Origin of the sequence: Streptomyces sp. NPDC002602 (assembly GCF_042889445.1) — a bacterium.
Taxonomy (GTDB): domain Bacteria; phylum Actinomycetota; class Actinomycetes; order Streptomycetales; family Streptomycetaceae; genus Streptomyces.
Genome location: NZ_JBIAQX010000012.1, coordinates 111977 through 134868, shown reverse-complemented (window position 1 = coordinate 134868; position 22892 = coordinate 111977). Strand labels below are relative to the sequence as shown.

The window sequence follows — 22892 nt, the reverse complement described above, 5'->3', positions numbered from 1 at the left end:
GACAGTCTTCAACCTCGGCAAGTTCCCCGCCGACTTCTACCTGCGCAACTTTCTGTGCGAACCCTCCATCATCAACAACGGCGGTGATGTCAAGCTGACTTGGGAACGCTCAGCCAACGCCACCTACGAACTTCTCTACGGGGACATCGACCGGGACGTCACCAACCGCACCAGCCTCGACATCGAAGGGATCAAATCCGACACCACCTTCTACATCCGCGCCACCACCGGCGACCCCACCAACCCCGTCGTCCGGATCATCTCCGCCCAGGTCACCGTCCTCAAACCCGACCTGGAAATCGGAAACCTCACCGTCCACGGCGCTGTACAGATGATGCAGAACATCAATCTGGCCACGCCGCCGCAGCACTGGAAGACCTACGAAACCACCGCACCGTCCGACGGGTTCCTGTTCGTGACCTGTCCTCTCGGAACTGTCGATGTGGATGTAGACCAGTTCAGCGCGTCTCTTGGGTCGGAGCGTCGGACGGCCACCCTGGCTGCACCGAAAGGAGCGACCATCCGGGTGCGCTGGATCGGCGACACCGGATCCATCCGTTTCCAGTCGTACTGCTTCGGCGACACCCCCATGCCGGCGTGGAACCGCATCGACTGAGAGACCGGTCAACAACACACGAATCCGATGGTCGGAAATGCGGCGCTGCCACCCTGAACCAGGCGCGCTCCGCCAACACCTCTGCTCCTGAACCATGTCGACGACGCGGTCTCTCTCGCCCCGCGCTGTGCGCGGGGCGAGAGAGGAGGTCATCCTCATGTCCACGCAGGCCGGCGCCATCGGCACCTGGACCTGGTCCGAGAACCGGGCCGACGCCTGGGAGAGGTTCAGGATGCCGAACGGAAGACCGTCGGACGCCTGATCAACATGCTCAGAGCATGGCGCGGCATCGCCACACGCCACGGCAGATCCCCGGGCACCTACCTCGCCGGCCCCCACCTCCGCGCCGCCATGATCTGGATGGACGACCTCCTCAAACCCGCCGACTGATCACCACCTCACACAGGCCCTGGTGTTAAGAGGCTCGTCTTCCTTTCAACGTCAGTCCTGCTCGCTTTGCACCAGAGACGAGAAGGCCTCCACCTGCGAGAACAATGAAGATCGAGTAGGGCACGACGCTCACCACTTCGAATAGAGACAGCGCGAGGAGGATGAGTCCGGCTGCCAGTTCCGCTGCCGCAATCCACTTGTTGTTCATGAGTTCCTTGAGTCTCGCGAAAGGGTGGGGGCGGGGCCCGGCCCGCCCCCACTGGTGAGCGGTCAGTTCATCGTTCGCCAGAATCGCATGTTCTTGTAGGAGCGTCACCCGCCGTACGTACGCACCCTGGAGTGCTGTTTGCCGGAGGACTGCCGGATCTGCCTACTTTGATGGCGTTGGTGCAGGTCCGGCTGATCAGACCGGCCGGGACAGGCCACGCCGGCGGGAACCCGGCGCGGGGGCAGGGCATGTACGGGATGTTGTTCCCAAGGCGATGGGGACGTAGGCATGTTGGACCCGGTGGTTGCACTACGGGGGAGTCGAACGTGGCGGGTCGGGATCTGCGGGCGCTGTTCAGCGCGAATGATCGGTCCCCGGGCGCGGCGGAGGCGTTCGCCGACCGACAAGCGTAGGGGGAGGCGGTCGCGGCCGCGCTCGCCGAGCATCTGCGCCACACCGCAGAGCCGGGCTTCAACGCCGAGGGCTTCGAGGCGCCCCGCCGCAACGTCCCGGCCCTGCACGGGATCGACGGGATCGGCGGGACCGGCAAGACCACCCTGTCAAGGAAGATCGAAGCCGCCCTCACCGGCATTGAGGAGCGGCCGGCGCGGTGGGGCGCGCCTCCCGGGGGTCGGCTCGGATCCCGCCCGTCAGGATCGACCTCGCCCGGGCGGCCGCAAACGACTTCGAACGGATCGCGTTGACGATCCGGCTCGCGCTCGCGCTCCCCGAGCTTGGCCGCCCACTGCCCGCCTTCGACCTGGCCCTCAAGAGGTCTCCTCGCCGTTCCCGCGGGGGTCAAATGACGCTGACCGTCGCCGTGTTGGGCCGCGAGGCCGGGGGAGCGTCGGTCGACGTGCACGTCTGCGCACCGCTGTGACATTCGATTGACATCACTCATGACACCTGTCAGCCTCTTCTTACAGGTGCTGCGGGTGGAGCGAATGGGGTGAGAGTTCTGACGAGCGAAGAGCTGCTGACGCTGCTGGCCGCCGTGGGACACACCCAGCGGTTGCGGATCGTGGGAGAACTCGCCCGAGGCCGGGTGCACGTCAGTGAACTGGCCCGCCGGCTCGGCCTGTCCCGTCCGCTCCTCTACATGCACCTGGAACGGCTGGAGAAGGCCGGTCTGGTGGCCGGGTCGCTGGAGCTCTCCGCGGACGGCAAGGCGATGAAGTTCTTCGAACTCGCCCCGTTCGACATCCATCTCACGGTCGACACCGTCCTCGCCGCCCTCCGGGAGGACGAGTTGCAAGCCGCGGGAGCGGAACGCGCCGCGGGGAAGAAAGGAAACCCCTCATGAATGGCGGAATCATCGCCATCCTCGTCACCTTGATCGTCGTCGGCGGTATCAGCGTCAGCACGGTCGCCTATTTCACCCTGCAGAGACATCGCGCGGATGCCGTGGCCATGGCCGGATACCGCAAGCTCGCCGAAGAGGCCGTCACCCAGCAGGCGGCCCTGCACGCCGAGGTCAAGGAGCTCACCGAGCGGGTGGGAGCCGTCGAGGAACTCCTGCGGAGCGTCGAATAATGACAGGCATCACGCCCGACCGGTTAACGGCCGACCGCACTCCTGACCGGTTAACGGCCGGCCGCACCCCCGACCCGTTGCGGCCGCCGCTGCGGCCCCTGGCCCTCCTCGGCTCCGCCGCCCCCTGGCGGGCCACCGCCTACCTCGCGAGCTACCTCGTGATCGGCCCGGTCCTGTTCGCTTTCTGCCTGGCCACGGTCGTCGTCTGCTTCGTCCTCAACATCACGATGCTCGGCCTTCCGCTGCTGATCGGCGCCGCGGCCCTGCTGCGCGGCGGAGCCCACATCGAACGGGCCCGCGTCCGGCTGGTGTCCCGCCCGGTCGAGGCCGCGTACCGCACCGTGGAGCCCATGGGTATCCGGGCCGCGGTGAAAGCCCGCTGGACCGACCCCGCCACCCTGCGCGACCTGTCGTACCTGATCTGCCTCTTCGTCCCGCTGCTCGTGCTGGACGCCGTGGCCCTCGTGATCTGGGTGACCTCCCTCGCCCTCGTCGTCGTCCCCACCTGGTACTGGGCCGTGCCCGACGGCGGCGCCCTCGGGGTGCTGCGGGTCGACTCGCTGCCCGCCGCCCTCGCGGCCGCACTCGTGGGCTGCGTACTCCTTCTGGTCACCTGCCACGTCATGACCGCGGCCGCCCGCCTCCACGCGGCCACGGCCCGCACACTCCTCGGCCCCCGGACCGACCCGCTCGCCGCGGCGAAGCGCCTGCTGGCCGAACCCGGCCCGCTGTCCGCGGCGGCCGTATCCGCGCACCCGTCCGCACCCTCTGTTCCTTCCGCTTCTTCCACAGGGATGAACGCATGAACACCGCACCGACGAACGGCACCGGCGACGTGGTGCGACTGACCGGCGTCAGCCGTACCTACGGAGGTGAACGCAACCGGGTGACCGCCCTCGACAACGTGTCGATCGGCTTCAGCCCCGGTACCTTCACCGCCGTGATGGGCCCCTCCGGCTCCGGCAAGACCACCCTGCTCCAGTGCGCCGCAGGGCTGGACCGTCCCACCGCCGGCTCGGTGCTGTTGGACGGTCAGGAACTCACCGGTCTCGACGAGAAGCAGTTGACGATGCTGCGCCGCGAGCGCATCGGCTTCGTCTTCCAGGCCTTCAACCTGCTGCCCGCGCTGACCGTCGCCGACAACGTGGCGCTCCCGCTGCGCCTGGCCGGCCGCAAGCCCGCGCCCGGCAGCGTCGAGCGGGTGCTGGAGCGCGTGGGCCTCGGTCCGCGCGCCACCCACCGCCCCGGCGAGCTCTCCGGCGGACAGCAGCAGCGCGTGGCGATCGCCCGCGCGCTGATCACCGAACCCGCCGTCATCTTCGGTGACGAGCCCACCGGCGCCCTCGACACCCGTACCGCGCTGGAGATCCTGCGGCTGCTGCGGGAATCGGTCCACGAGGCCGGCCGGACCGCCATCATCGTCACGCACGACCCGGTGGCCGCCTCGCACGCCGACCGCGTCGTGTTCCTCGCCGACGGGCAGGTCGTCGACGAACTGCAAGGCGCCTCGGCGGACGCGATCGCCGAGCGGATGACCCACCTGGGCGCCTGGGGCGACCAGGTCGTGTCGGGCAGCAGAGAAGGGGTCCACTGATGTTCGGCCTCGCCCTGCAGACGCTGAAGTTCCGGATCGGCAGCTTCGTCGCGTCCTTCGTCGCGCTGTTCGTCGGCGCCACCATCCTCATGGCCTGCGGCTCGCTGATGGAGACCGGCATCCGTGGCGTCGTCCCCCCGCAGCGGCTCGCCGCCGCCCCCGTCGTCGTCTCCGGCAAGCAGACCTTCCAGCGCGACACCCTGCCCGAGCGGGCCCGGCTCGACGCCTCCCTCGCCGAGCGGCTGCGCTCCGTACCAGGAGTCGAGCGGGTCCTGACCGACGTCTCCTTCCCCGTCTCCGCACTCCGCGACGGACACCCCGCCCCGAACGGCGGCGGACTCACCGGCCACGGCTGGTCCTCCGCCGAACTGACCGCGGCCCCGCTCGCCGGCGGCGCCGCCCCGCGCGGCAGGGGCGAAGTGGTCCTGGACCAGGGCCTGGCCGGCCGGCTCGGCGTCAAGGCCGGCGACCGGCTCACCCTGGGCGTCGCCGGGGCGGGCGAACAGGTCACCGTGACCGGGCTGATCCGTGGCACCGCGGGCACGGGCACCTCCCTGTACTTCGCCGACGGCGAGGCGGACCGACTGCTGGGCCGCCCCGGGCAGACCGACGTCATCGGGGTGCTCCCGAAGGCCGGTGTGTCCGCGCGCTCCCTGGTCGCCCCGATCGAGGAGCGGTTGAAGGGCACCTCCGCGCTGGTGCTCACCGGCGACGCCCGGGGCGCCGCCGAGTTCCCCCAGGCCCTGGAGGCATCCACCCGACTGATCTCGATGTCCGCGGTCTTCGGTGGCATCGCCGTCATGGTCGCGGTGTTCGTGGTCGGCTCCACCCTGGCCCTGCTGGTCCAGCAGCGGCTGCGCGAGATGGCCCTGTTGCGGGCCGTCGGCGCGCTGCCCGCCCAGATCCGCCGGATGATCGTCGGCGAGACCCTGGTCGTGGGCTCCGCCTCGATCCTGGTCGGAGTGGTGCCCGGCCGGCTCGCGGGGCGCTGGATGTTGGGACGGTTGGCCGACGGCGGAGTCGTCGCCCCCGAGATCGTCTACCGGGCCGGCTGGGTCCCGATGGTGGTCGCCGCCGGGGCCACCCTCGCCTCCGCGATCGCCGCCGCCTTCATCGCCTCGCGGCGGGCCGCCCTCGCCCGGCCGGCCGACGCCCTCGCCGAGTCCGCCGTGCAGACCCGCTGGCTCAGCGGCCCCCGGCTCTTCTTCGCCCTGCTCTGCTTCGCCGGCGGAAGCGCCCTCGCGCTGGTGACCTCCCTGGTGATGAAGGGCTCCATCGCCGCGGCCACCGCGGGCCCCTCGGCCATGCTCTGGGCCGGTGGGGTGGCGCTGATCAGCCCCGGTCTCACCCGGGTGTTCACCGCCGTACTGCGCTTCCCGCTGCGCCTCTTGTCCGGCTTCCCGGGCCGGCTCGCGATGGACAACGCCCGCGTCCGGCGGATCCGGGTGGCCGGCGCGGTCACCCCGGTCATGCTGGTCACGGGCCTGGCCACCGGGCTCGTCTACCTCCAGACCTCCCAGGCCGAGGCCTCCAGGGACGCGGCCTCCGCGCTGGTACGGGCCGACGCCGTGGTCGGCTCCGCCGCGGGCGGGATGGACCCGGGCCAGGTCGGGCGGATCGCCGCACTGCCCGGAGTGGCCGGGGCGTCCGCGTACGTTCCGGGCAAGGCCTACATCGTCAAGCCGAGCAGCGATCCCGAGGACGAGCCCGACGAGATCGAGCTCGCCGTCCAGGGGGTCAGCGCGGCGGGCGCCGCCGCCACCCTCGCGGCCCCGCCCCGGGAGGGCTCGTACGAGGCGCTGACCGGCGACACCCTCGCGCTGCCCACCTCCATGACGGGCGAGAAGGGGCAGCGGGTCGGCGACACCGTCACCGTCGTCCTCGGTGACGGCACCAGGCTCCCGCTGAAGATCGTGGCCTCGTACGAGGGCCGCACCGGCTTCGAAACCGGCCTCCTCCCCGCCGAGTTGGCCCTCGCCCACTCCGACACAGGGCTGGTCCCGCAGATCCTGGTGGCCGCCAAGAAGGGGGTCCCGGCCGCCGAACTCGTCGACACCCTGCGGAAGTCGGCGGACGGTACACCCGGACTGCGGGTCGCCGACCGGGCCACCGTGGAGGCCGCCGCGCAGGACAGCCAGACGAGCGCGTGGATCAACTACCTGCTCGCCGGCACGATCATCGGCTACGCGGTCATCTCGCTCGTCAACACCCTGGTGGTCTCGGCCGCCGAACGGCGCCGGGAGTTCGCCCTCCAGCGGCTGGTCGGCGCGACCGAGGGCCAGATCCTGCGGATGATGGCCGTCGAGTCGCTGCTCGTCGCCCTCGTGGGTATCGCCCTGGGCACCGCCGTCGCCTTCGCCACCCTGGCACCCATGGGCATCGCCCTGGGCTCCGGCCCGCTGCCCTCCGGGCCGGTGTGGATCTACCTCGCCGTGGTCGGCTTCGCCGCACTGCTGACGCTCGCGGCGACGCTCGTACCGAGCCGGATGGCACTGCGCCGGCGGCCCGCCGAGGTGATCGCGGTGGCCTGAGCCACCGTTTCCCCGCCGCGCGCGGCCGGACCCGAACCACGGGTCCGGCCGCGCGGCATGGGCGGAATCGACCTCAAGCCGTCGCCCGGGCTCAGCCTCGTCGACGGGACCGCCGCACAGCGGGAGTTCGACGCGATCCGGCTGAAGACCGAACGCCTCATCGACACCCTGCCCAAGGCGTACGACTCCCTCGCGGCCCAGCGCCGACGTGGTATCACGCCCATGGGGCCGCGGCACTGGGCGTGGCCCTGTCCGTGGCCGTACCGGGCCCGGCGGTGCCAAGGCCGCTGTGGCAGCCCGAAGTCATCGGGGAAACCGTGGTGGGGCGGGTCGCCGGCCCCGGCGCGGCGGTCATCGTCTCGGCCATGACTCCGAAGCGTGGAGGTTCCCGGACGCGCTCGCCGTCCGTCCCGTGCGTGTACGGGACAGAGGACATGCGCTGGGGGGCAACGGCGGCGGGGGAGCGCGCACATGCTGGATCGAGGCGGCACACGCCCGCTTCGCGTCCAGCCGCGGTGGTCGACCACGCCCCGCCTGGACCTGGCCATTCGAGAGGGAACCGTGTTCAAGAAGACCTACTTCGCGCTGCTGTCGCTGACGGCCGCCACCGCGATCCTCGCGTCCACCGCCGTCACGGCCTCCGCGGCGGCCGCCCCCGACGGCGGGCCGGCCGGGGTGAGTCGGGTCCAGGCCCAGCCCCAGCCGCAGCCCGCGGCCTGGCCCATCATCGACTGGGACATCACCGGCATCACCAACGGGGCGGGTGAGCACGCCAACCGCTACTGGAACCTGATCGACGCGATCCACCGCAACAGCTACGGCGATTCGACCGATGACGGCAGCGGGCTCGTCGAGCAGACCACGCGCAACACCAACCGGCTGATCCAGGTACGGGTGCGCAACGAGGGCGCCGACCTGGTCTCCGTCTACCTGTGGGCCGACAACCTCTACGTCGCGGGCTTCTACTCCCCGGGCACCAACCGGCACTGGGCCTTCCAGGACGGCCGCCAGGGGCAGTTCCAGCAGGACCTGGGTGTGACGGCGCGCCTCATGCCGCGCAACGGAAGCTACGCCGGCCTGAACGGCGGGTCCACCCGCGAGAACCTGTACCTCGGCTCCACCAACATCTTCAACGCGCTCCGCGACCTGCACAACATCGGGGACTGGGACGAGACGCGCGCCGACCGGGGCATGCTGATGGCGATCACCATCTTCTCGGAAGCCGCCCGCTTCGGACCGATCCTGAACCGCGTCTACGGCAACATCAACGGCTTCACCGCATACCAGCTGAGCCCGGACTACGCCCAACTGGAGAATCAGTGGGGAGCCCTCTCCCGGGCCGCGCACAACTGGCGCACGGGCCGGCCGGCCTCCGTGCGGGTGATCGGGAACAACGTCACGAGCTTCGCCGACATGCGGCGGGTCGTCGGCTACGTGGAGCTCCACGGCTCGGAGGCGCTGCTCTAGTGCTGTGACCGGAAAGGTTCACCGTGTCACGGCGCCCGGCACGGCACCTCGCCGCGTTGTCGGACCGCTCAAGTACGTCCAGTACGAGAGGCGGTCCTCCGCCTTGCGATGCACCGCACCGGACACCGCGCCCCGGCAAACCATTCCGGTCACAGCACTAGTGACCTGAGTCAGAGATTCGGTGGCAGTAGGCGGCGACTTTGCCGAGGATCTCGTCGGCGGTCTTCTCCGTCGCGGCGGACGCGCCGCCCGTGAGCACACCCGGCTTGCCAGCGGCCGTGACCTTCACCCCATCGGCCTCCCGGCACCCGTGTCCGTGCCGAACTCGAACGCCCGACGAGCACTGAGGGGAAGCGGCCGTCCGCGGCCGGCACCGGACCATGCCGGATCGCCGCCGCCAGGCGGTGGACGCGGTCCGGCCACCCGCTCCGGCAGAGGGGTGACGCGGGTGGGCTGTGACCGCGAGAAGAGGCGATCGACCACGGTCACAGCCCGACGGCAGAGGGGCGTGAACACACCTGCCGGTTCCACCAGGGTGCCTTCCCGCCCTGGATTCGCACCGTTGTGTCGGCGCTCCGCTGCGATATCGACTCCAACGGCCCAATCGGAACACTCACAGGTTGGGCCGAGCGCGGGGCGTGCAGACGAACGGGACGCCCCGGCCGTTCTGACCGGCAAGGCCACCAGCCGGGGTGCCTTTCCCGACTGTCGGCAGGTTACCGACATCGCCCTGCCGCTCAACCCGAACCGAGACGGGTCGCGTACCGGATCACGACTGCTTGGGGGCGGCCCGATCCGGTACAGACCGTGGTCCCGGAGGCATCAGGCGGACCGCCAGGCGAATGGGGTCGGCGGTCGAGCGCGCGCAGTGGGACTGGCTCAAGGACCCTCGCCGTGAGGCCCGCGGTCCCGGCCCGCGGTCCCGGCCCGCGGTCGCGGCTCGCGCGACGTTGCGGCTCTCTGGGGGAAGGGGCGGCGTCGCGCGGTGTGGCAGGCCCGACGCACGCAAGGCCCGGTGTGTAGTACGTGCGTGCGTCCGGGGTGGCAGGCGCGGCGCGGCATCCGACCCTGCCACCCCGGTGCGCCGCATCGTGCGACCGTGCGAGAGGCCACCTGACATGGCCTCGGCCACCCTGGACGCCGGTGGGGCGCACCGCCGCCGGCTGCCTGTTGCTCGCCCGTCCGACGCTCCTGGCAGGCGGCTCGGGATCAGTCGTCCTAGCCTCGTGCGGGTCCGTTCCAGGCGTGCTCCGAAAGGGCCGAGCCATGACGCGCTTCTTCCGCAGCCCCTCCGGTGAAGGGCCCGTCGCCGGGCCAGGAGATGACCCTCAATCGTCAACCGCGCCCGCCCACACGGGAACGGAAGTCCGTGTCGGCGCCGTTGACCGGGATGCCGACGGCCCGGAGCCCTGGATCAGCGCCCCGTACACGCGGACGATCCACGCGCCCGTCGGCGAGGTCACACTGAGCGATGGCGAGGGCTGGTCCATCCCGTTGGACGTGGCCCGGTGGTCGGGCGGGGCCGACACGGCGGACCACGCCGTCCTGGAACGTTGCAAGGGCCGGGTGTTGGACGTGGGGTGCGGGGCCGGGCGACTCGTCGAGGCGCTCGCCCGCCGTGGTCACTTCGTCCTGGGCATCGACGTCTCCCCGGCCGCCGTCATCTCCACGGTGTGCCGGGGCGGCCACGCCCGCAGCGGTTCGGTGTTCGCCCCGGTCCAGGACGAGGGCAGTTGGGACACCGCGCTGCTGATCGACGGGAACATCGGCATCGGCGGTGACCCCCGGCGCCTCCTGCGCCGTCTCCACGACCTTGTACGCCCCGCGGGGCTGCTGCTCGTGGAAACCTCGGCTCGTGAGGTGGACGAGCGGCGCCGGGTCACGATCCACGTCGGCCGACGTCCGGTCAGCCCGGTCTTCCCCTGGGCCACCGTCGGCACCCGGGCCCTGGTCCGGCACGGCCGACACTCCGGTTGGGCGCCCGTCGAGCAGTGGGCCAGCCTCTCGGGCGAGCGTCACTTCGCCGTTCTGCGGGCCTGCGCCTGAGCCCGGACCCTCTTGCGTTCCGGCCGTAGACGCAGCCAGGTCCGCACCAGCCAGACCATCGCCGAAACGATGAACAGGGCCGCGGTGATGAGGAGCCAGCGGGCCAGGAAGCCGTCGGCGGGCAGGGCGGTGTAGGCGGTGTAGTGACCGCCCTGCTGGAGGATCAGCGGCCACCAGACGAGGAACAGGACTCCTGAGACGAAGGCCGGGACGCGGAGGTGGTTCACGCTCGGACGTGGCACGCCGCCAGGTGCGGCTGTCCGGCCGCGGAGGAGGATCTGGGCGGCGCGGTCGGTGAGCGAGTAGCCGGGGAGCAGGACCAGGTCGTGCAGGAGGGCGGCGCCGACGAACCAGAGCGCCACCCCCATGGTGTCGCCCGCCAGGAGGCGGATGCCGGCGTAGAGGGCGAGGGCGAAGCAGGCCAGGGTGAGCAGGAGGTGGAGCGGGGAGGCGCCGTAGCGTCGGCGGAAGGCCGCGGCCGCGCCCGTGGTGGAGTGGCTCATGCGGGTTCTCCGAAGGTGAGACGGGTGACCCACTTGGTGTTGTGGACGCCCGGGGCCGCCGGGATGATCACGCGGGCCGGGTAGCCGTGATCCGGCGAAAGGTCCGCCCCGTTCACGCGCATCGCGAGGAGCGAGCGGTCGTCACGGGCCTGGTTGGCGGCCAGGACCACCGAGGAGAACGAACCGCCGCGCTGGACCGACTCCACCAAGACCTGCGGGGTGTCCGTACCGAGGCCGACGAGCGCGGCCAAGTCGGTCAGGCGCACGCCCGACCACTGCTGATCGGGCGTGGACCAGCCCTCCACGCAGGCGATCGGCAGCGCCGCCTGCCGCTGCGGCATCGCCAGCAGCATGTCCCGGGTCAAGACCTCCTGACGGCCTGCCCCGCGTACCGTCAGCCGCCAGGCGGGACCGATGTCGCTGGACCGGATCCCGCTGGACGCCGCCGTCTTGTTGATCTGGAAGCCGTTCGGGCCCGTACCGGGGTCACGGCCGTGCGGGGCCAGCAGCGCGGTCTTGCGCCACCAGCCGCCGATGCTCTGGCCGGCCGTCACCACCAGCAGGGCCAGCGAGCCGGCCCCCACCATCGCGATCGCGCCCCGCCGGGAGATCGTCGCCCGCGCGGGGCCGGGGGAGACCAGCCCGGCGGCTTCCTCGGAGTCCGCCGCGGGCTGGAAGGCGAGGCCGGCCCGGACCGCGCGGACGGCGCGCGGCAGCCGGAAGGCGACGTGGACGATGAACGCGGCCATGAACACCCAGGCACCGTAGAAGTGCAGGGTGTAGAAGGAGCCGGGGAAGATGTAGTTCAACTGGATGTTCAAGATCCCGGTGACGAACATGAACCCGGCCCCGCCCACCAGCAAAAGCAGTGACAGCCGCTCCAGGGCGTGGGCGGCCGAACGGACCGGCGGCCACTCGAACAGCTTCGGGATCACCGACCACAGCTTGGCCAGCAGCACCGGAACGAGGACCACGCCGAGGACGGTGTGCACGCCCTGGGTCAGCCGGTACAGCCAGTACGGCGACGTCGGCCAAGTGAACAGATAGAAGCCCAGCCACCCCTTGTCCGGAGTCTGGTCGTTGCGCGCCGCCAGGTCCGGGTTGTAGGCCGCGTACGACAACAGACCCGTCACGAACAGCACGATGACCCCGACGAGCAGGATGAGTCCGAACACCCCGGTCAGCCAGGGCTCCCGCAGCGGACTGCGCCAGAACCCGGGGCGCGACGGACCCGGCGGCGCACCCGCCGACCGTGCCCGCCCGACGGCGTCCCGCACCCGTTCGGCGACCGGTGTACGCGAGGGCTTCCCGCGCCTCACGGCCGCGGACGGCCGCTCAGGCACACCATCAGGCTGGTCACTCTCGTCGCTGGCATCCACCCGGCACATCTCCGCATGTATCCGGCTCATCGGACATGAGCGTCCGGGAGAACATCCCGCGCCCAAGTACTTCACCGGAACCATGACACGCGGCATCCATCCTTACGGCTCCTCCCGACCATCGGAGGCATGCCGAGGCGGCCGGGGCAACGCCGCGTCGGTCGCCGCTCGGGGAACAGGCGGCTCTGCTCGCCCCGCAGCGGCGCGAGTCAGGGCTGTCTGGCGTATGGGTGAGGCGTTCCGCCAGATGTGGGGACGGGGCCACCCTTTCGAGGGAACGGACCGATGAAGGCCCAGCCGCCCTGTGGTGCGCCAACGAAGGGGGGAGTGCGGGCCCGTTCTCGACCCCGGGCCCCCTGCGACCGAGAACGTGGCTCGCGCCGGCAGGCCTCGACCCCGGGGCGTGCGCCCCGGAAGCCAGGGAGTGCAAGAGAAGATTCTCCAGGCCGATACAGGTGTGAAGGTGTGAATTCCATAGCCCGTGCGTGGAATTCACAAGAGCGCTGCGGGAAAACAATTCACCCCTATGGTGAAACGTTTCTCCAAGTATGCGGATATTCGGGTTCCCTTGCTCCGGGGTGCGCCGACGTATTCAGCTCGGCTCAGCTCAGCGCTGACCTGACCGGCCGTGTTCCGTAGTCGGGGCTTCACGCCGGGGGAGGCCGCTTCCCTCTTGCGAGGGCTTTGACCTGCCCCAACTGCTTCGTCTCCGCGGTCGACTCTTGTTGCGCATTGTTTGCAATAACATTGCGCCCCCTGATCGGCCTAGTATCCGGCCCGCGTGTTGCAACAATTAATTCGGCTCTCATTTTAAGGCCGAACGGCTGTGGCCAGGCCATTTGCGTCAAGGGTGACGCGAGGCCTCCGTCAGTGCCCGGAAATACGGTCACGAGGTACAGGCGGCACATGCTTTCCTTCCGTCTGCGCGGTCCGAGTGCAAAAGGTGTTGCGCGGGGTCGGCGGATTTCGCCGCCGCCCCGTGCCTCACACGCGTTCGACCGAGTGGTCACCCCACCTGAACGCCCCGTGGGCCGCCGTGCCGGTGTGTGCGGTGGGCCTGGGGTTCGCAGTCGAGAGGAACAGCCTTGAAGTCCATCTCCGCACGGCCCCGTTCGCGGCGTGTGCTCGACCAGTCCCTCCTCGTCCTGGGCGCCGGCGCGCTCACGACCAGCCTCGCCGCCCTCACCCTCGCCCCGGGGGTCAGTGCTGCCTCCAGCCACCGCGAGGCCCCGCTGATCGCCGGCGACCCGCGTGCGGACAACACCGACGTGTACGCGTACACCAGCCTGGACCGCCCCGACTCGGTGACGCTGCTGGCGAACTGGATCCCGTTCGAGGAGCCCAATGGCGGCCCGAACTTCTACGCGTTCGGCGATGACCTCCGCTACAACATCAAGATCGACAACACGGGTGACGGCGTCTCCGACATCACCTACACCTGGCGCTTCCACAGCAGTTACCGCGATGACGCCAACCAGTTCCTCTACAACACCGGCCCGGTCACCTCGCTCAACGACCCGGACCTCAACTTCCGCCAGGTCTACGACCTCGTCATCTCCCACGGCGACAAGAGCAAGGTCCTGCTCACCAACGTCCCTGCCGCCCCCTCCCGCGTTGGCCCCGCCTCCATGCCGAACTACGCCTCCCTGCGCAACCAGGCCATCCGCAACATCCCCGGCGGCGGCAAGACCTTCGCCGGCCAGGCCGAGGACCCGTTCTTCGCCGACCTGCGCGTCTTCGACCTCCTCTACGGCGGCAACCTGTCCGAGCGCGGCCAGGACACCCTCGCCGGCTACAACGTCAACTCCGTCGCCCTGCAGATCCCCAAGACGCAGCTCGCGCTGAAGGGCAACCCCGGCCGCAACCCGGTCATCGGCGTGTGGTCCACGACCGACCGCCAGGGCGTGCAGGTCTCCGACTCCCGCGACAAGCACGGCGACAAGTGGAAGCAGGTCTCCCGTCTGGGCAACCCCCTCGTGAACGAGGTCGTCGTACCGCTGAAGTACAAGGACGCCTTCAACACCCTCAACCCGGACCAGGACCGCACCGTCCAGCCGGTCGTGGACAAGGTCCTCGACCCGATTCTGCCCAAGCTGATCCAGCAGGTCTACAACATCCCCGCCCCGGCGACCCCTCGGCGGGACCTGTTCGAGATCTACCTGACGGGCATCTGCAAGGCGTGCGGTCCGATCCAGGCCGATCTCAACGCCCACCGCCTCAACAAGGACGCACGGCTGAAGCAGATCGTCCCGGCGGAGGAACTGCGCCTGAACATGGGCGTGCGGCCCACCACCAACCCGAACAGGTACGGCGTCCTCGCCGGTGACCTGGCGGGCTTCCCCAATGGCCGCCGCCTGACCGACGACGTCATCGACATCTCCCTCCAGGCCGTCGAAGGCGCGGCCCAGACCGGGCAACTGGTCCCGGCCCTCGCCGACGGCGACAAGGTCAACGCCAACGAGGTCCCGTTCGGGAACGCGTTCCCGTACCTGGCGCTCCCGCACACCAAGTCCGTGAACAGCGGCCCGAACGCACCCGAGCGGTCCGGGAACAAGAACGCCGCCGCCCTCGGAGGCCTCGGCGCGCTGCTCCTCGCAGCGGGCGGCTTCCGCCTTCGCCGCAGCCGCAAGACCAACTGACCCACCGGCTCCGGGCGGGAACCGAGCACGGCCCTCCGGTTTCCGCCCGGAACCCCCCCCGTTCACCGAATTCCCCTGGGGAGGATCCCGTGCACCGGCCCGAAGACGAACCCGCCCCCTCGATCCGGCGCCGCAGACACCTGCGCACCACCGCGATCACCATCGCCTTGGGAGCGGTCATGTTCACCGTCGGCGCCGTCGGCCTCTCCCCACCCGGCGCCGGCACGCCGGGCGCCGCCTCATCCGCTTCGCCGTCCGCGGGGCCGGCGCGCGGCATCGAGGCGTTGCGCGAGCGGCTGAAGCGCCTGCCGAAGGATCCCGTCGGCTGGGCGGACCTCGGCATGGCCCTGGTGCAGCAGGCCCGCACCACCGCAGACCAGGCCACCTACGCACAGGCGGAGAAGGCCCTGCGCCGCTCCCTGGGGCTTCAGCCGGCGGAGAACCTCCATGCCGAGATCGGCATGGGCGCCCTTGCCGCGGCCCGCCACGAGTTCCGCGACGCCGTCACCTGGGCTCGCAAGGCGGTCGCGACCAGCCCCGCCACCCCGGCCTCCTACGGGGTCCTGGCCGACGCCCACACCCAGCTCGGCCAGTACGAGGAAGCGCAGGCGGCGGTCCAGGAGATGGCCGACCTGCGCCCGGACAGCTCCTCCCTGGCCCGCGCCTCCTACACCTTCGAGCTCCGTGGGGACACCGTCCAGGCCAAGGCGCTCATGGAGCGCGCGCTGCGCGCGGCGGGCACCCCGGGCGAGCGCGCCTTCGCCCACACCCACCTGTCCTCCCTCGCCCTGGACAGCGGCGATCCGGCGACCGCCCTGCGCCAGGCGGAGACCGGGCTGGCCATCGCGCCGCGCGACGCGGGCCTGTTGGAGGCCCGGGCCAAGGCGCGCGTGGCCACGGGCGACCGAGAGCGGGCAGTCGCCGACCACACCGCGGCCGTCGCGACGGCCCCGCTTCCGCAGTACCTCCTGGGCCTCGGTGAACTTCAACAATCCCTCGGCCGTCAAGACCGGGCCGAGGCCCAGTACGCGGTTCTGCGCGCCCAGGAAACGCTCCGGCGGGCCACCGGTACCCCCGCCGACGTCGACGCGATCTACTTCGAGGCGGACCACGGCGACCCCCGCCATGCTGTGGTCATGGCCGAAGCAGCCGTACGCGAGCGGCCGTTCATCGCCGTCCACGACGCCTACGCCTGGGCCCTCCACCGAGCCGAACGCGACGAAGAGGCCCTCGACCAGGCCGACGAAGCCCTCGCACTGGGTACGCGAAGCGCACTCTTCCTCTACCACCGCGGCGCCATCCACCAGGCGCTCGGCGACACCGCGGCCGCCCGGCGCGACCTTCGGCAGGCGCTGGCCCTCGATCCCTCCTTCCACCCGCTGCACGCCCCCGCGGCGCGCGAAGCACTCCGGCGAATCGACGACACCCCATGAACCCCAGCACCCGCCGGCGCCTGGCCGGCGTCCCGCTCGCAGCAGCCCTGCTCACCCCACTCGCCCTCCTCGCCGCAGCTCCGCCGGCGGCCGCGCATCCACTGGGCAATTTCACCGTCAACCACGCGACCAGCCTGACCCTGCGCCCCCAGACGGTCGAGGCCGAGATCGTGGTCGACCGCGCCGAGATCGCCGCAGCACAAGAGCGCCCGCTCATCGACCAGGACCACAACGGCGTCCTCAGCGCCGACGAGCAGGTCGTGTACGCGGACCGGGCGTGCACCACGCTCGCCGGGCAACTGGCCGCCGATGCGGGCCATGTGAGCCTCCAGTGGAAGAGGGGCGCCGGCAAGCTGACCTTCCACACCGGCGAGGCCGGGCTCAAGACCAGCCGCCTCACCTGCCACCTCACCGCCGACGCGCACCTCACCGCGCCATCCGACGTCCACGTCGTCACGCACTACGACACCCAGCGCATCGGCTGGCACGAGATCACCGCCCGCGGCGACGGCCTCACGCTCGCGAGCTCCACCGTCCCGGCGACCTCGACCACCAACCAACTGCGCCAATACCCGCAGGACCCTCTCGCCGACCCCCTCGACCAACGCACCGCGGAACTGCGGACCGCTCCCGGGCCCGGCCCCGCGGCGCGGATCGTGCCGCCCGGCCTGCCCGGCGCGGGCCCGGTCACCGCCGCGCTGAACAAGGTCTCCGCCCTCTTCGACACCCTCGTCGGCAGCCGCGAACTGACCGTCCCCGTCGGCCTCCTCGCCCTGCTCCTCGCCGTTGTCCTCGGTGCCTCCCACGCGGCGATGCCCGGCCACGGCAAGACGATCATGGCCGCCTACCTCGCCGGACGTCGCGGAACCCCGAGAGACGCCGTCACCGTCGGAGCCACCGTCACCCTCACCCACACCGCGGGCGTACTCGCCCTCGGTCTGGCCCTCCCACTTGCCACGCACTTCGCCGGGGAAACCGTCCTCAGCCGGCTCGGTCTGGTCAGCGGTCTCCTCGTCACCGCCATCGGCATCCAGCTCCTGTACTCCGCCCTTCGCGGCCGCCCTCTCCAGCACGGCCACAGCCACAGCCATGGGCATCACCACGGCGACAGCCACAGCCATGGGCATCACCACCACGGCGACCACGGGCACGGCGACCACGGGCACGGTGACGGGGTGCGTCACGGGCACAGCCACGAGCCGCCGACCGGCCTGCCGTCCTCACGCCGAACGCCGGAGAACACGGCGGTCGACGGCGCCACCGTCGTCCTGACGAAAACCGCCACGGCGCTCCCGCACGATCATCATCACCACGGCGAAGCCGACCACCATCACACCCATGAAGCCGATCATCACCACACGCACGCGCCGGCGGGCCGAAGGCGTTGGACGCTGATCGGCGTCGGCATCGCCGGCGGTCTCGTCCCCAGCCCCTCGGCGCTGGTCGTCCTCCTCGGCGCCGTCGCCCTCGGCCGGACCGCCTTCGGAATCCTCCTCGTCATCGGATACGGCCTCGGCATGGCCACCACCCTCACCCTCGCCGGCCTCCTTCTCGTACGTCTGCGCGACCGCATCACCGCCCGCACCGCCGAGCGAGCCTCCGCACGCCTGCGGACGCTCGGGCGAATCGGGCCCGCCGCCACCTCGGCCCTCGTTCTCCTCGTCGGGCTCGGCCTCACCGCCCGCGCCATCACCGGATGGTGAGCGGGCCGACTACCGACCACTCGGAAGCCGTGGCGTGTCGACTGAACCAACTTCGATGTTTTCGCAGGTCAGATGGCTTGTCTCCTAGCTTCTCGGCATGCTTGACCACAGCGGTCCCGGTAGGGATCCGAGGAGCTTCACCCTGCCCGAATCCGGTCAGCTACCGGCGACGGGAGACGTCTGGGAGCCGTACCGGTTGCTCGATCGGCATGGTCTGCGGGTCGAGCCGGTCGCCGTGTACTTCAAGGACCTGCTCGCGGCGGACACCCCGGCAACCACACTGCGGTCGTACGGCAACGACCTGCTGCGGTGGTGGCGGTTCCCGTGGGCGCTCGACATCGAGTGAGACCGGGCCGTCCGGTAAGACCCGCGGGACTTCATGCTCTGGATGCAGCTGGCCGACAAGCCGGTGCGCGTGCACTGGCAGCGTCGAAACGCACCCGTGGCCGAAGGCCGGCCGGCTCCGAAGGCCACGGCAGCCTCCGTACCGGGATCTCCGAACCCGGTGACCGGGAAACCCACGATCGGGAAGAAGTACGCCGCGAGCACCCGGCTCTTCCAGTGGAGCATCAGCCACGAGCGCAGGCCCGTCTCGGCGAGCATGATCCGCAAAGCCCTCGACGAGACGCTGAGAGCCTCCGGGATCACTGACAGCTCCGGGCAGCCGCTGCTCTTCCAGCCCCACGATTTCCGCAGGATGTTCATCACCGAGGCGATCCTCAACGGCCTCCCCCCACACATCGCAGTCCCCCGTCTTCCTGGGCCTACCCACCCTCTCCCAGCTCACCGCTCGGAACAGCGAAGCCACCGAGTAGCCGCCTCAGGGCCAACTCACCCACAGTCCCGCTCGTTCGAGACCACCGCCGGCTCTGGGCTCGCACCCCACGTCCCGCACCAACCCACGCACGCGGCCAGGGCTTCCTGGTCGTCGGTGAGTTGCCTGCGCGTCACGATCGTCTTCCTACCGGATCCGCCCTCCCAGGCGGATCCGGATCGGCAAGCTGTCAGGACGGCACGGCAGGGCAGCTGGTGCCCCGCGGCGGGACCGCAAGGTCGGTGAGGTAGCTGTCCACGGCGTCCTCCATACACGGGCCGCTGGTGACGCTGCCGTGGCCGTGACCCTCGTAGGTGAGGAGCACACCGCTGCGGCCGAGCTGCCGGGCCACCGAGACCGCCCACGGGTAGCCTGTGGCGGGGTCGTGCAGCGCGTTGGAGACCAGGATCGGCGGGGCGCCGTGTGTGTCCAGCCGGTGCTGCGGGTTGGCGGTCGGCGCGCCCAGACACGCCGCTGCCATGTGGATCGGCAGCAGGTAAGGCAGGTCAGGCGCGGTCCTGTTCATCATGGCGACGAGCGAGGCGTACTCCTGGTAGTCGCGCACCGGCAGGTGCCAGTCCGAGCAGAAGACCGGGGTGGCCGAAGGCAGCGGCGCTATCGAGGTGGGCGACGCGGGCAGCGGCTTGCTCGCGTCCATCCCCGCGATCGCCGTGGCCAGGCCCGCGTAGTCGGCCTGGTAGAACCTCCGGAACGCGATCTTGTTGACCAGGTCCGAAGAAGACAGCGAGGTGCCCGGCTTCGCCGGGTCCTCCAGCTCGCCGCGCCCGGCCCGGGCCAACAGGCCCTGCCAGACGGCTCGGACGTCGCGGGCGTACAGCGCGCAGTCCGCGGCACCGTCGCACCACTTCACGAACTCCTGGAATGAATCCTCTGCGGTGGCCGCCTCGGACTGCAGGAAGTCACGGGTGGTCGGGACGCTGTGGTCCATGACGCTCTCCAGCACCATCGCGCGCACGCGGCGCGGGTAGGTCTCGGCGTACTGTGCCCCGAGCAGCGTGCCGTACGAGCTGCCGTGGAAGGTCAGTTTCCGCTCGCCGAGGGCGGCCCGGAGGGCGTCCAGGTCCCGGACCGTCTGGGCAGTGTCAAGGTGGTCGAACACTGGGCCGGTACGGGCCCGGCAGTCGGCACGGAGCCGCCTGTTGTACGCCATGGTGGCGTCGAAGTCCGCCTGACTCTTCAGCTCCGGTGACGGCCGCTTGGCAAGCAGGTCGCCGGAGCAGGTCACCGGGTTGCTGCCGCCCACGCCGCGCGGGTCGAAGCTGACGATGTCGAAGCCGCGGCGGACCTCGGGGCTGAACCGGCTGATACGGCGCACCACCATCTCCACACCCGAGTCACCCGGCCCGCCGGGGCCGAACACCATCGAGCCGACGCGTGCGCCGGGGTCGGTGGCCTTGCGGTGGGCCACGGCCAGGTCGAGTCTCGGCCCGTCCGGGTGGGCCCAGTCGACCGGCACCGAAAGGATGGCGCACTCGGCTCCCGGCTTCGCCGGGTCGTCACACGGTGCCCATCGCAGGGCCCCGGTGGCAGACGGCGACGCGTGGGCCGCGGGAGCGGCGGCGAGGCCGGTGATTACGGCCGTGGCGGCTCCCACCACCATGGCCGTGCCCTGCGCGGCGATGCGCCGCATGGTGGATCTGCCCCTTAACGGCATGGATCCTCCTCGTGAAGAGAGCGGTTGTGTCAGGCGTGCGGGCCCGGCCGGGGCGCCGTCGTCACGTTAGGTGCACTGCCGCCCCTGTGGTGCCTCTGTCAGGGGTTCTTCCGGGTCGGGTCGGGGACCACTCAGGGACGATCGGGGTGCAGGGCGAAGACCGGTCAGGGTCGGGTCAGGGGAGAAGGGATCCGTCGCAGTCTCAATCGATCTGTTGGCCGTGACGCCGACTTCTGCAAGGAGGGAAACACCGTCGAACTGCTGACCAACAAGCTCAAGGCCGCGGCATCGCCACCCGAAACGACAACACCCCAGACAGCTGCTTCGCCGACCTGGTTCAGAGAAGCCGCCCCGCCCGTGCAGTGGCTCTCGGTCCGCCATTCGACGGCGATCAGGGAGATGACGCCGACACCGAAGGCACATGGGGAGCGTTGGCCGCCGGACATCCCATGGCCGCCCTGCCCCCGGCGGGCAGCGCCGCTTGAGGAGGGATCCGCAAGTCCCTCGCCCGTGGCGCTCACGTTTCCGCCCCCGCCGCCGAACCCCGGCGAAACGGCGAGGTCAGCTCCGGGCATGCAAGGCGTGCGAGAGCGCACTCAAGCTGATGTCGATGACCGTGCGGAGCTGCTTCCGGCTCACCCTGGTCTTGCTCATCACGGCCAGCGACTGGTTGACCGCCGTGAGGTGAACCGCGAAGTCGTCGGCATCGCCTTCGGTCAACTGCGCGGCGTTCAAGGCGGTCCGCAGCCGCGCATGCTGAAGGTCCAGAGCCTCGATCGCGCGTGCGGCGATGGTGGGGCTGAGCGCCGGTGCCGCCATCGCGGTCTGGGCGATCAGGCATCCATCGGGTACGTCAGGGTCGGCGATGCGCTGCAGCGTGACCTCGAAGAACGCCCGTACCGCCTGGAGCGGTTCCTCGGACGCACATGAAAGCGCCTGGTCGTACCTGTTTCCGTACCGCGCGGCGTAGCGCTCCAGGCAGCGCAGGTAGAGCGAGTCTTTGTCGCCGAACGAGGAGTAGATGGAACTGCGGTTCAGTCCGGTCGTCCTGGAGAGGTCGTCGAGAGACGTGTCGGCGTATCCGGCCCGCCAGAACTGGACCATCGCCGCGTCGAGCGCGATGCCCACGTCGAACTGCTTCTTCCCGGCCATCACGCACGCACCTCGTTCTTGTACCGGCCGTTGTGGCGCTACCCATCCTATCTTGAACTGATCAGTTCAAGATGCGGTAGGCTGAAAGCATGACCGACGACGGCATGGCCCCGCACCGCTCCTGCGACCAGAACCCGGTCCCCGGGTTGCCGCTGTACGACCTTGCGGGTTTCACTCACCGCTGGGTCGACGCGGACGGAATCCGACTTCATGCCGTGGAAGGCGGCCGGCCGGCCGGTCCCACCGTCGTCCTGCTCGCCGGATTCCCGCAGACCTGGTGGGCGTGGCGAAAGGTGATGCCAGGTCTTGCCGAGCGATTCCACGTGATCGCGATCGACCTGCCGGGGCAGGGCCACTCCGACCGCCCTCAAGGGGGCTACGACACGCACACCGTCGCTTCGCGCGTCCAGGCCGCGCTGACCGCGCTCAACGTGCCGAAGTACTGGCTCGTCGCCCACGACATCGGGGCCTGGGTCGCCTTCTCGCTGGCCCTGGAGTACGAAGAGCGCCTGCACGGTGTCGCTCTGCTGGACGCCGGCATCCCCGGAATCACCCTCCCGGACTCCATCCCAACGGACCCCGACCGGGCCTGGAAGACCTGGCACTTCGCCTTCCACCTGGTGCCCGAACTGCCCGAGACTCTGCTCACCGGCCGCGAGCGTGACTACGTCGGCTGGTTCTTGAAGGTCAAGGCTCTCTCCCCGAACACCTTCGACGGCGCCGAGATCGACCATTACGCCGCCGCCATCGCGGCCGAGGGAGGGCTTTCGGCGTCTCTCGCCTACTACCGCGACGCCGCGGAATCAGCGCGCAGGAATCATGACGCTCTCGAACGGGGGCACTTGACCCTCCCGGTCCTGGGAATCTCCAGCTCCCATGGCTCGATCCCCGACATGGCCGCCTCCATCCGTCCGTGGGCGGAGAACGCGACCGGCGTCGTCATCCCACAAGCCGGACACTTCATTCCCGACGAGCAGCCCGACGCGACCGTGGACGTGTTGACCGCGTTCATCGATCACGAGCGTCTCGAGTAGTTCGCGACGCGCTGGTCGGTCCGGTGACGTCGGCGAGACCAGCCGGCAGCCGTGCCCCGGCGTGACCCACCGCTCCTGCACCACCGGCGGAGACATGAGGCCAGGGACACGAACCGAGCCCCATGTCGCCGTCAACTCGCCCTGATCTTGCGGAGAATGTCCGAGCGGCAGAAGG

Annotated in this window: 17 protein-coding genes and 2 pseudogenes; 15 read left to right on the top strand and 4 right to left on the bottom strand. The window is 70.4% G+C overall.

The genetic code is table 11. The annotated features are described in order from the left end of the window. The 10 genes and pseudogenes from ACFYW3_RS27380 to ACFYW3_RS27335 all read left to right on the top strand — a co-directional run. A pseudogene (locus ACFYW3_RS27380) lies at positions 1-616 on the top strand (hypothetical protein); the annotation flags it as partial. 117 nt (positions 617-733) lie between these two features. Further along, positions 734-1006, top strand: a pseudogene (locus ACFYW3_RS27375) (hypothetical protein); the annotation flags it as partial. Positions 1007-1824: 818 nt separating this feature from the next. Next, positions 1825-2094, top strand: a complete 270-nt coding sequence (locus tag ACFYW3_RS27370; protein ID WP_389387629.1) for a hypothetical protein — start codon at positions 1825-1827, stop codon at positions 2092-2094. A 69-nt stretch (positions 2095-2163) separates the two neighbouring features. After that, positions 2164-2517: an ArsR/SmtB family transcription factor gene (locus ACFYW3_RS27365; RefSeq protein WP_389387628.1), complete on the top strand. Its 354-nt coding sequence runs from the start codon at positions 2164-2166 to the stop codon at positions 2515-2517. Continuing rightward, positions 2514-2747, top strand: a complete 234-nt coding sequence (locus tag ACFYW3_RS27360) for a hypothetical protein (protein ID WP_053682526.1) — start codon at positions 2514-2516, stop codon at positions 2745-2747. Before ACFYW3_RS27365 ends, ACFYW3_RS27360 begins: the two co-directional genes overlap by 4 nt. Continuing rightward, entirely contained in the window at positions 2747-3553 is an 807-nt protein-coding gene (locus tag ACFYW3_RS27355; protein ID WP_389387627.1) for a sensor domain-containing protein, read from the top strand. Before ACFYW3_RS27360 ends, ACFYW3_RS27355 begins: the two co-directional genes overlap by 1 nt. Beyond that, positions 3550-4341 (top strand): ABC transporter ATP-binding protein, encoded by a 792-nt coding sequence (locus tag ACFYW3_RS27350; protein WP_389387626.1) that lies wholly within the window; start codon positions 3550-3552, stop codon positions 4339-4341. Before ACFYW3_RS27355 ends, ACFYW3_RS27350 begins: the two co-directional genes overlap by 4 nt. After that, positions 4341-6872, top strand: coding sequence for an FtsX-like permease family protein (locus ACFYW3_RS27345; RefSeq protein WP_389387625.1), 2532 nt, complete (start codon positions 4341-4343; stop codon positions 6870-6872). Before ACFYW3_RS27350 ends, ACFYW3_RS27345 begins: the two co-directional genes overlap by 1 nt. 471 nt (positions 6873-7343) lie before the next feature. Then, a complete protein-coding gene (locus ACFYW3_RS27340; RefSeq protein WP_389387624.1) occupies positions 7344-8339 on the top strand; it encodes a ribosome-inactivating family protein in 996 nt (331 codons plus the stop codon). A 1266-nt stretch (positions 8340-9605) separates the two neighbouring features. Next, on the top strand, positions 9606-10385 hold the full coding sequence (locus ACFYW3_RS27335; RefSeq protein WP_389387623.1) for a class I SAM-dependent methyltransferase: 780 nt from the start codon (positions 9606-9608) through the stop codon (positions 10383-10385). Here ACFYW3_RS27335 and ACFYW3_RS27330 read toward each other — a convergent pair. After that, the gene (locus ACFYW3_RS27330; protein ID WP_389387622.1) at positions 10355-10888 is read right to left on the bottom strand and encodes a hypothetical protein; all 534 of its coding nucleotides are present in this window, start codon (positions 10886-10888) and stop codon (positions 10355-10357) included. The genes ACFYW3_RS27335 and ACFYW3_RS27330 overlap by 31 nt on opposite strands. Beyond that, positions 10885-12165 carry a molybdopterin-dependent oxidoreductase gene (locus ACFYW3_RS27325; RefSeq protein ID WP_389387675.1) on the bottom strand — a complete coding sequence of 427 codons (1281 nt, stop codon included), beginning with the start codon at positions 12163-12165 and terminating at the stop codon, positions 10885-10887. Before ACFYW3_RS27325 ends, ACFYW3_RS27330 begins: the two co-directional genes overlap by 4 nt. A 1187-nt stretch (positions 12166-13352) precedes the next feature. On the opposite strand from ACFYW3_RS27325, the gene ACFYW3_RS27320 reads away from it, so the two are divergent. The 4 genes from ACFYW3_RS27320 (at position 13353) to ACFYW3_RS27305 (ending at position 18388) form a co-directional block, all read left to right on the top strand. Continuing rightward, positions 13353-14906, top strand: a complete 1554-nt coding sequence (locus ACFYW3_RS27320; protein ID WP_351752816.1) for a DUF4331 domain-containing protein — start codon at positions 13353-13355, stop codon at positions 14904-14906. 89 nt (positions 14907-14995) lie between these two features. Then, a complete protein-coding gene (locus ACFYW3_RS27315) occupies positions 14996-16339 on the top strand; it encodes a tetratricopeptide repeat protein (RefSeq protein WP_389387621.1) in 1344 nt (447 codons plus the stop codon). Continuing rightward, on the top strand, positions 16336-18042 hold the full coding sequence (locus tag ACFYW3_RS27310; RefSeq protein WP_389387620.1) for a sulfite exporter TauE/SafE family protein: 1707 nt from the start codon (positions 16336-16338) through the stop codon (positions 18040-18042). Before ACFYW3_RS27315 ends, ACFYW3_RS27310 begins: the two co-directional genes overlap by 4 nt. A gap of 97 nt (positions 18043-18139) precedes the next feature. Beyond that, the gene (locus ACFYW3_RS27305) at positions 18140-18388 is read left to right on the top strand and encodes an integrase (RefSeq protein WP_389387619.1); all 249 of its coding nucleotides are present in this window, start codon (positions 18140-18142) and stop codon (positions 18386-18388) included. A 658-nt stretch (positions 18389-19046) separates the two neighbouring features. On the opposite strand, the gene ACFYW3_RS27300 is transcribed toward ACFYW3_RS27305, so the two are convergent. Then, entirely contained in the window at positions 19047-20531 is a 1485-nt protein-coding gene (locus ACFYW3_RS27300; RefSeq protein WP_389387618.1) for an alpha/beta hydrolase, read from the bottom strand. A 561-nt stretch (positions 20532-21092) separates the two neighbouring features. Next, the gene (locus tag ACFYW3_RS27295; protein WP_389387617.1) at positions 21093-21683 is read right to left on the bottom strand and encodes a TetR/AcrR family transcriptional regulator; all 591 of its coding nucleotides are present in this window, start codon (positions 21681-21683) and stop codon (positions 21093-21095) included. Positions 21684-21772: 89 nt separating this feature from the next. Between ACFYW3_RS27295 and ACFYW3_RS27290 the strand changes: the two genes are divergently transcribed. After that, entirely contained in the window at positions 21773-22717 is a 945-nt protein-coding gene (locus tag ACFYW3_RS27290; RefSeq protein WP_389387616.1) for an alpha/beta fold hydrolase, read from the top strand. Positions 22718-22892: the final 175 nt, after the last annotated feature.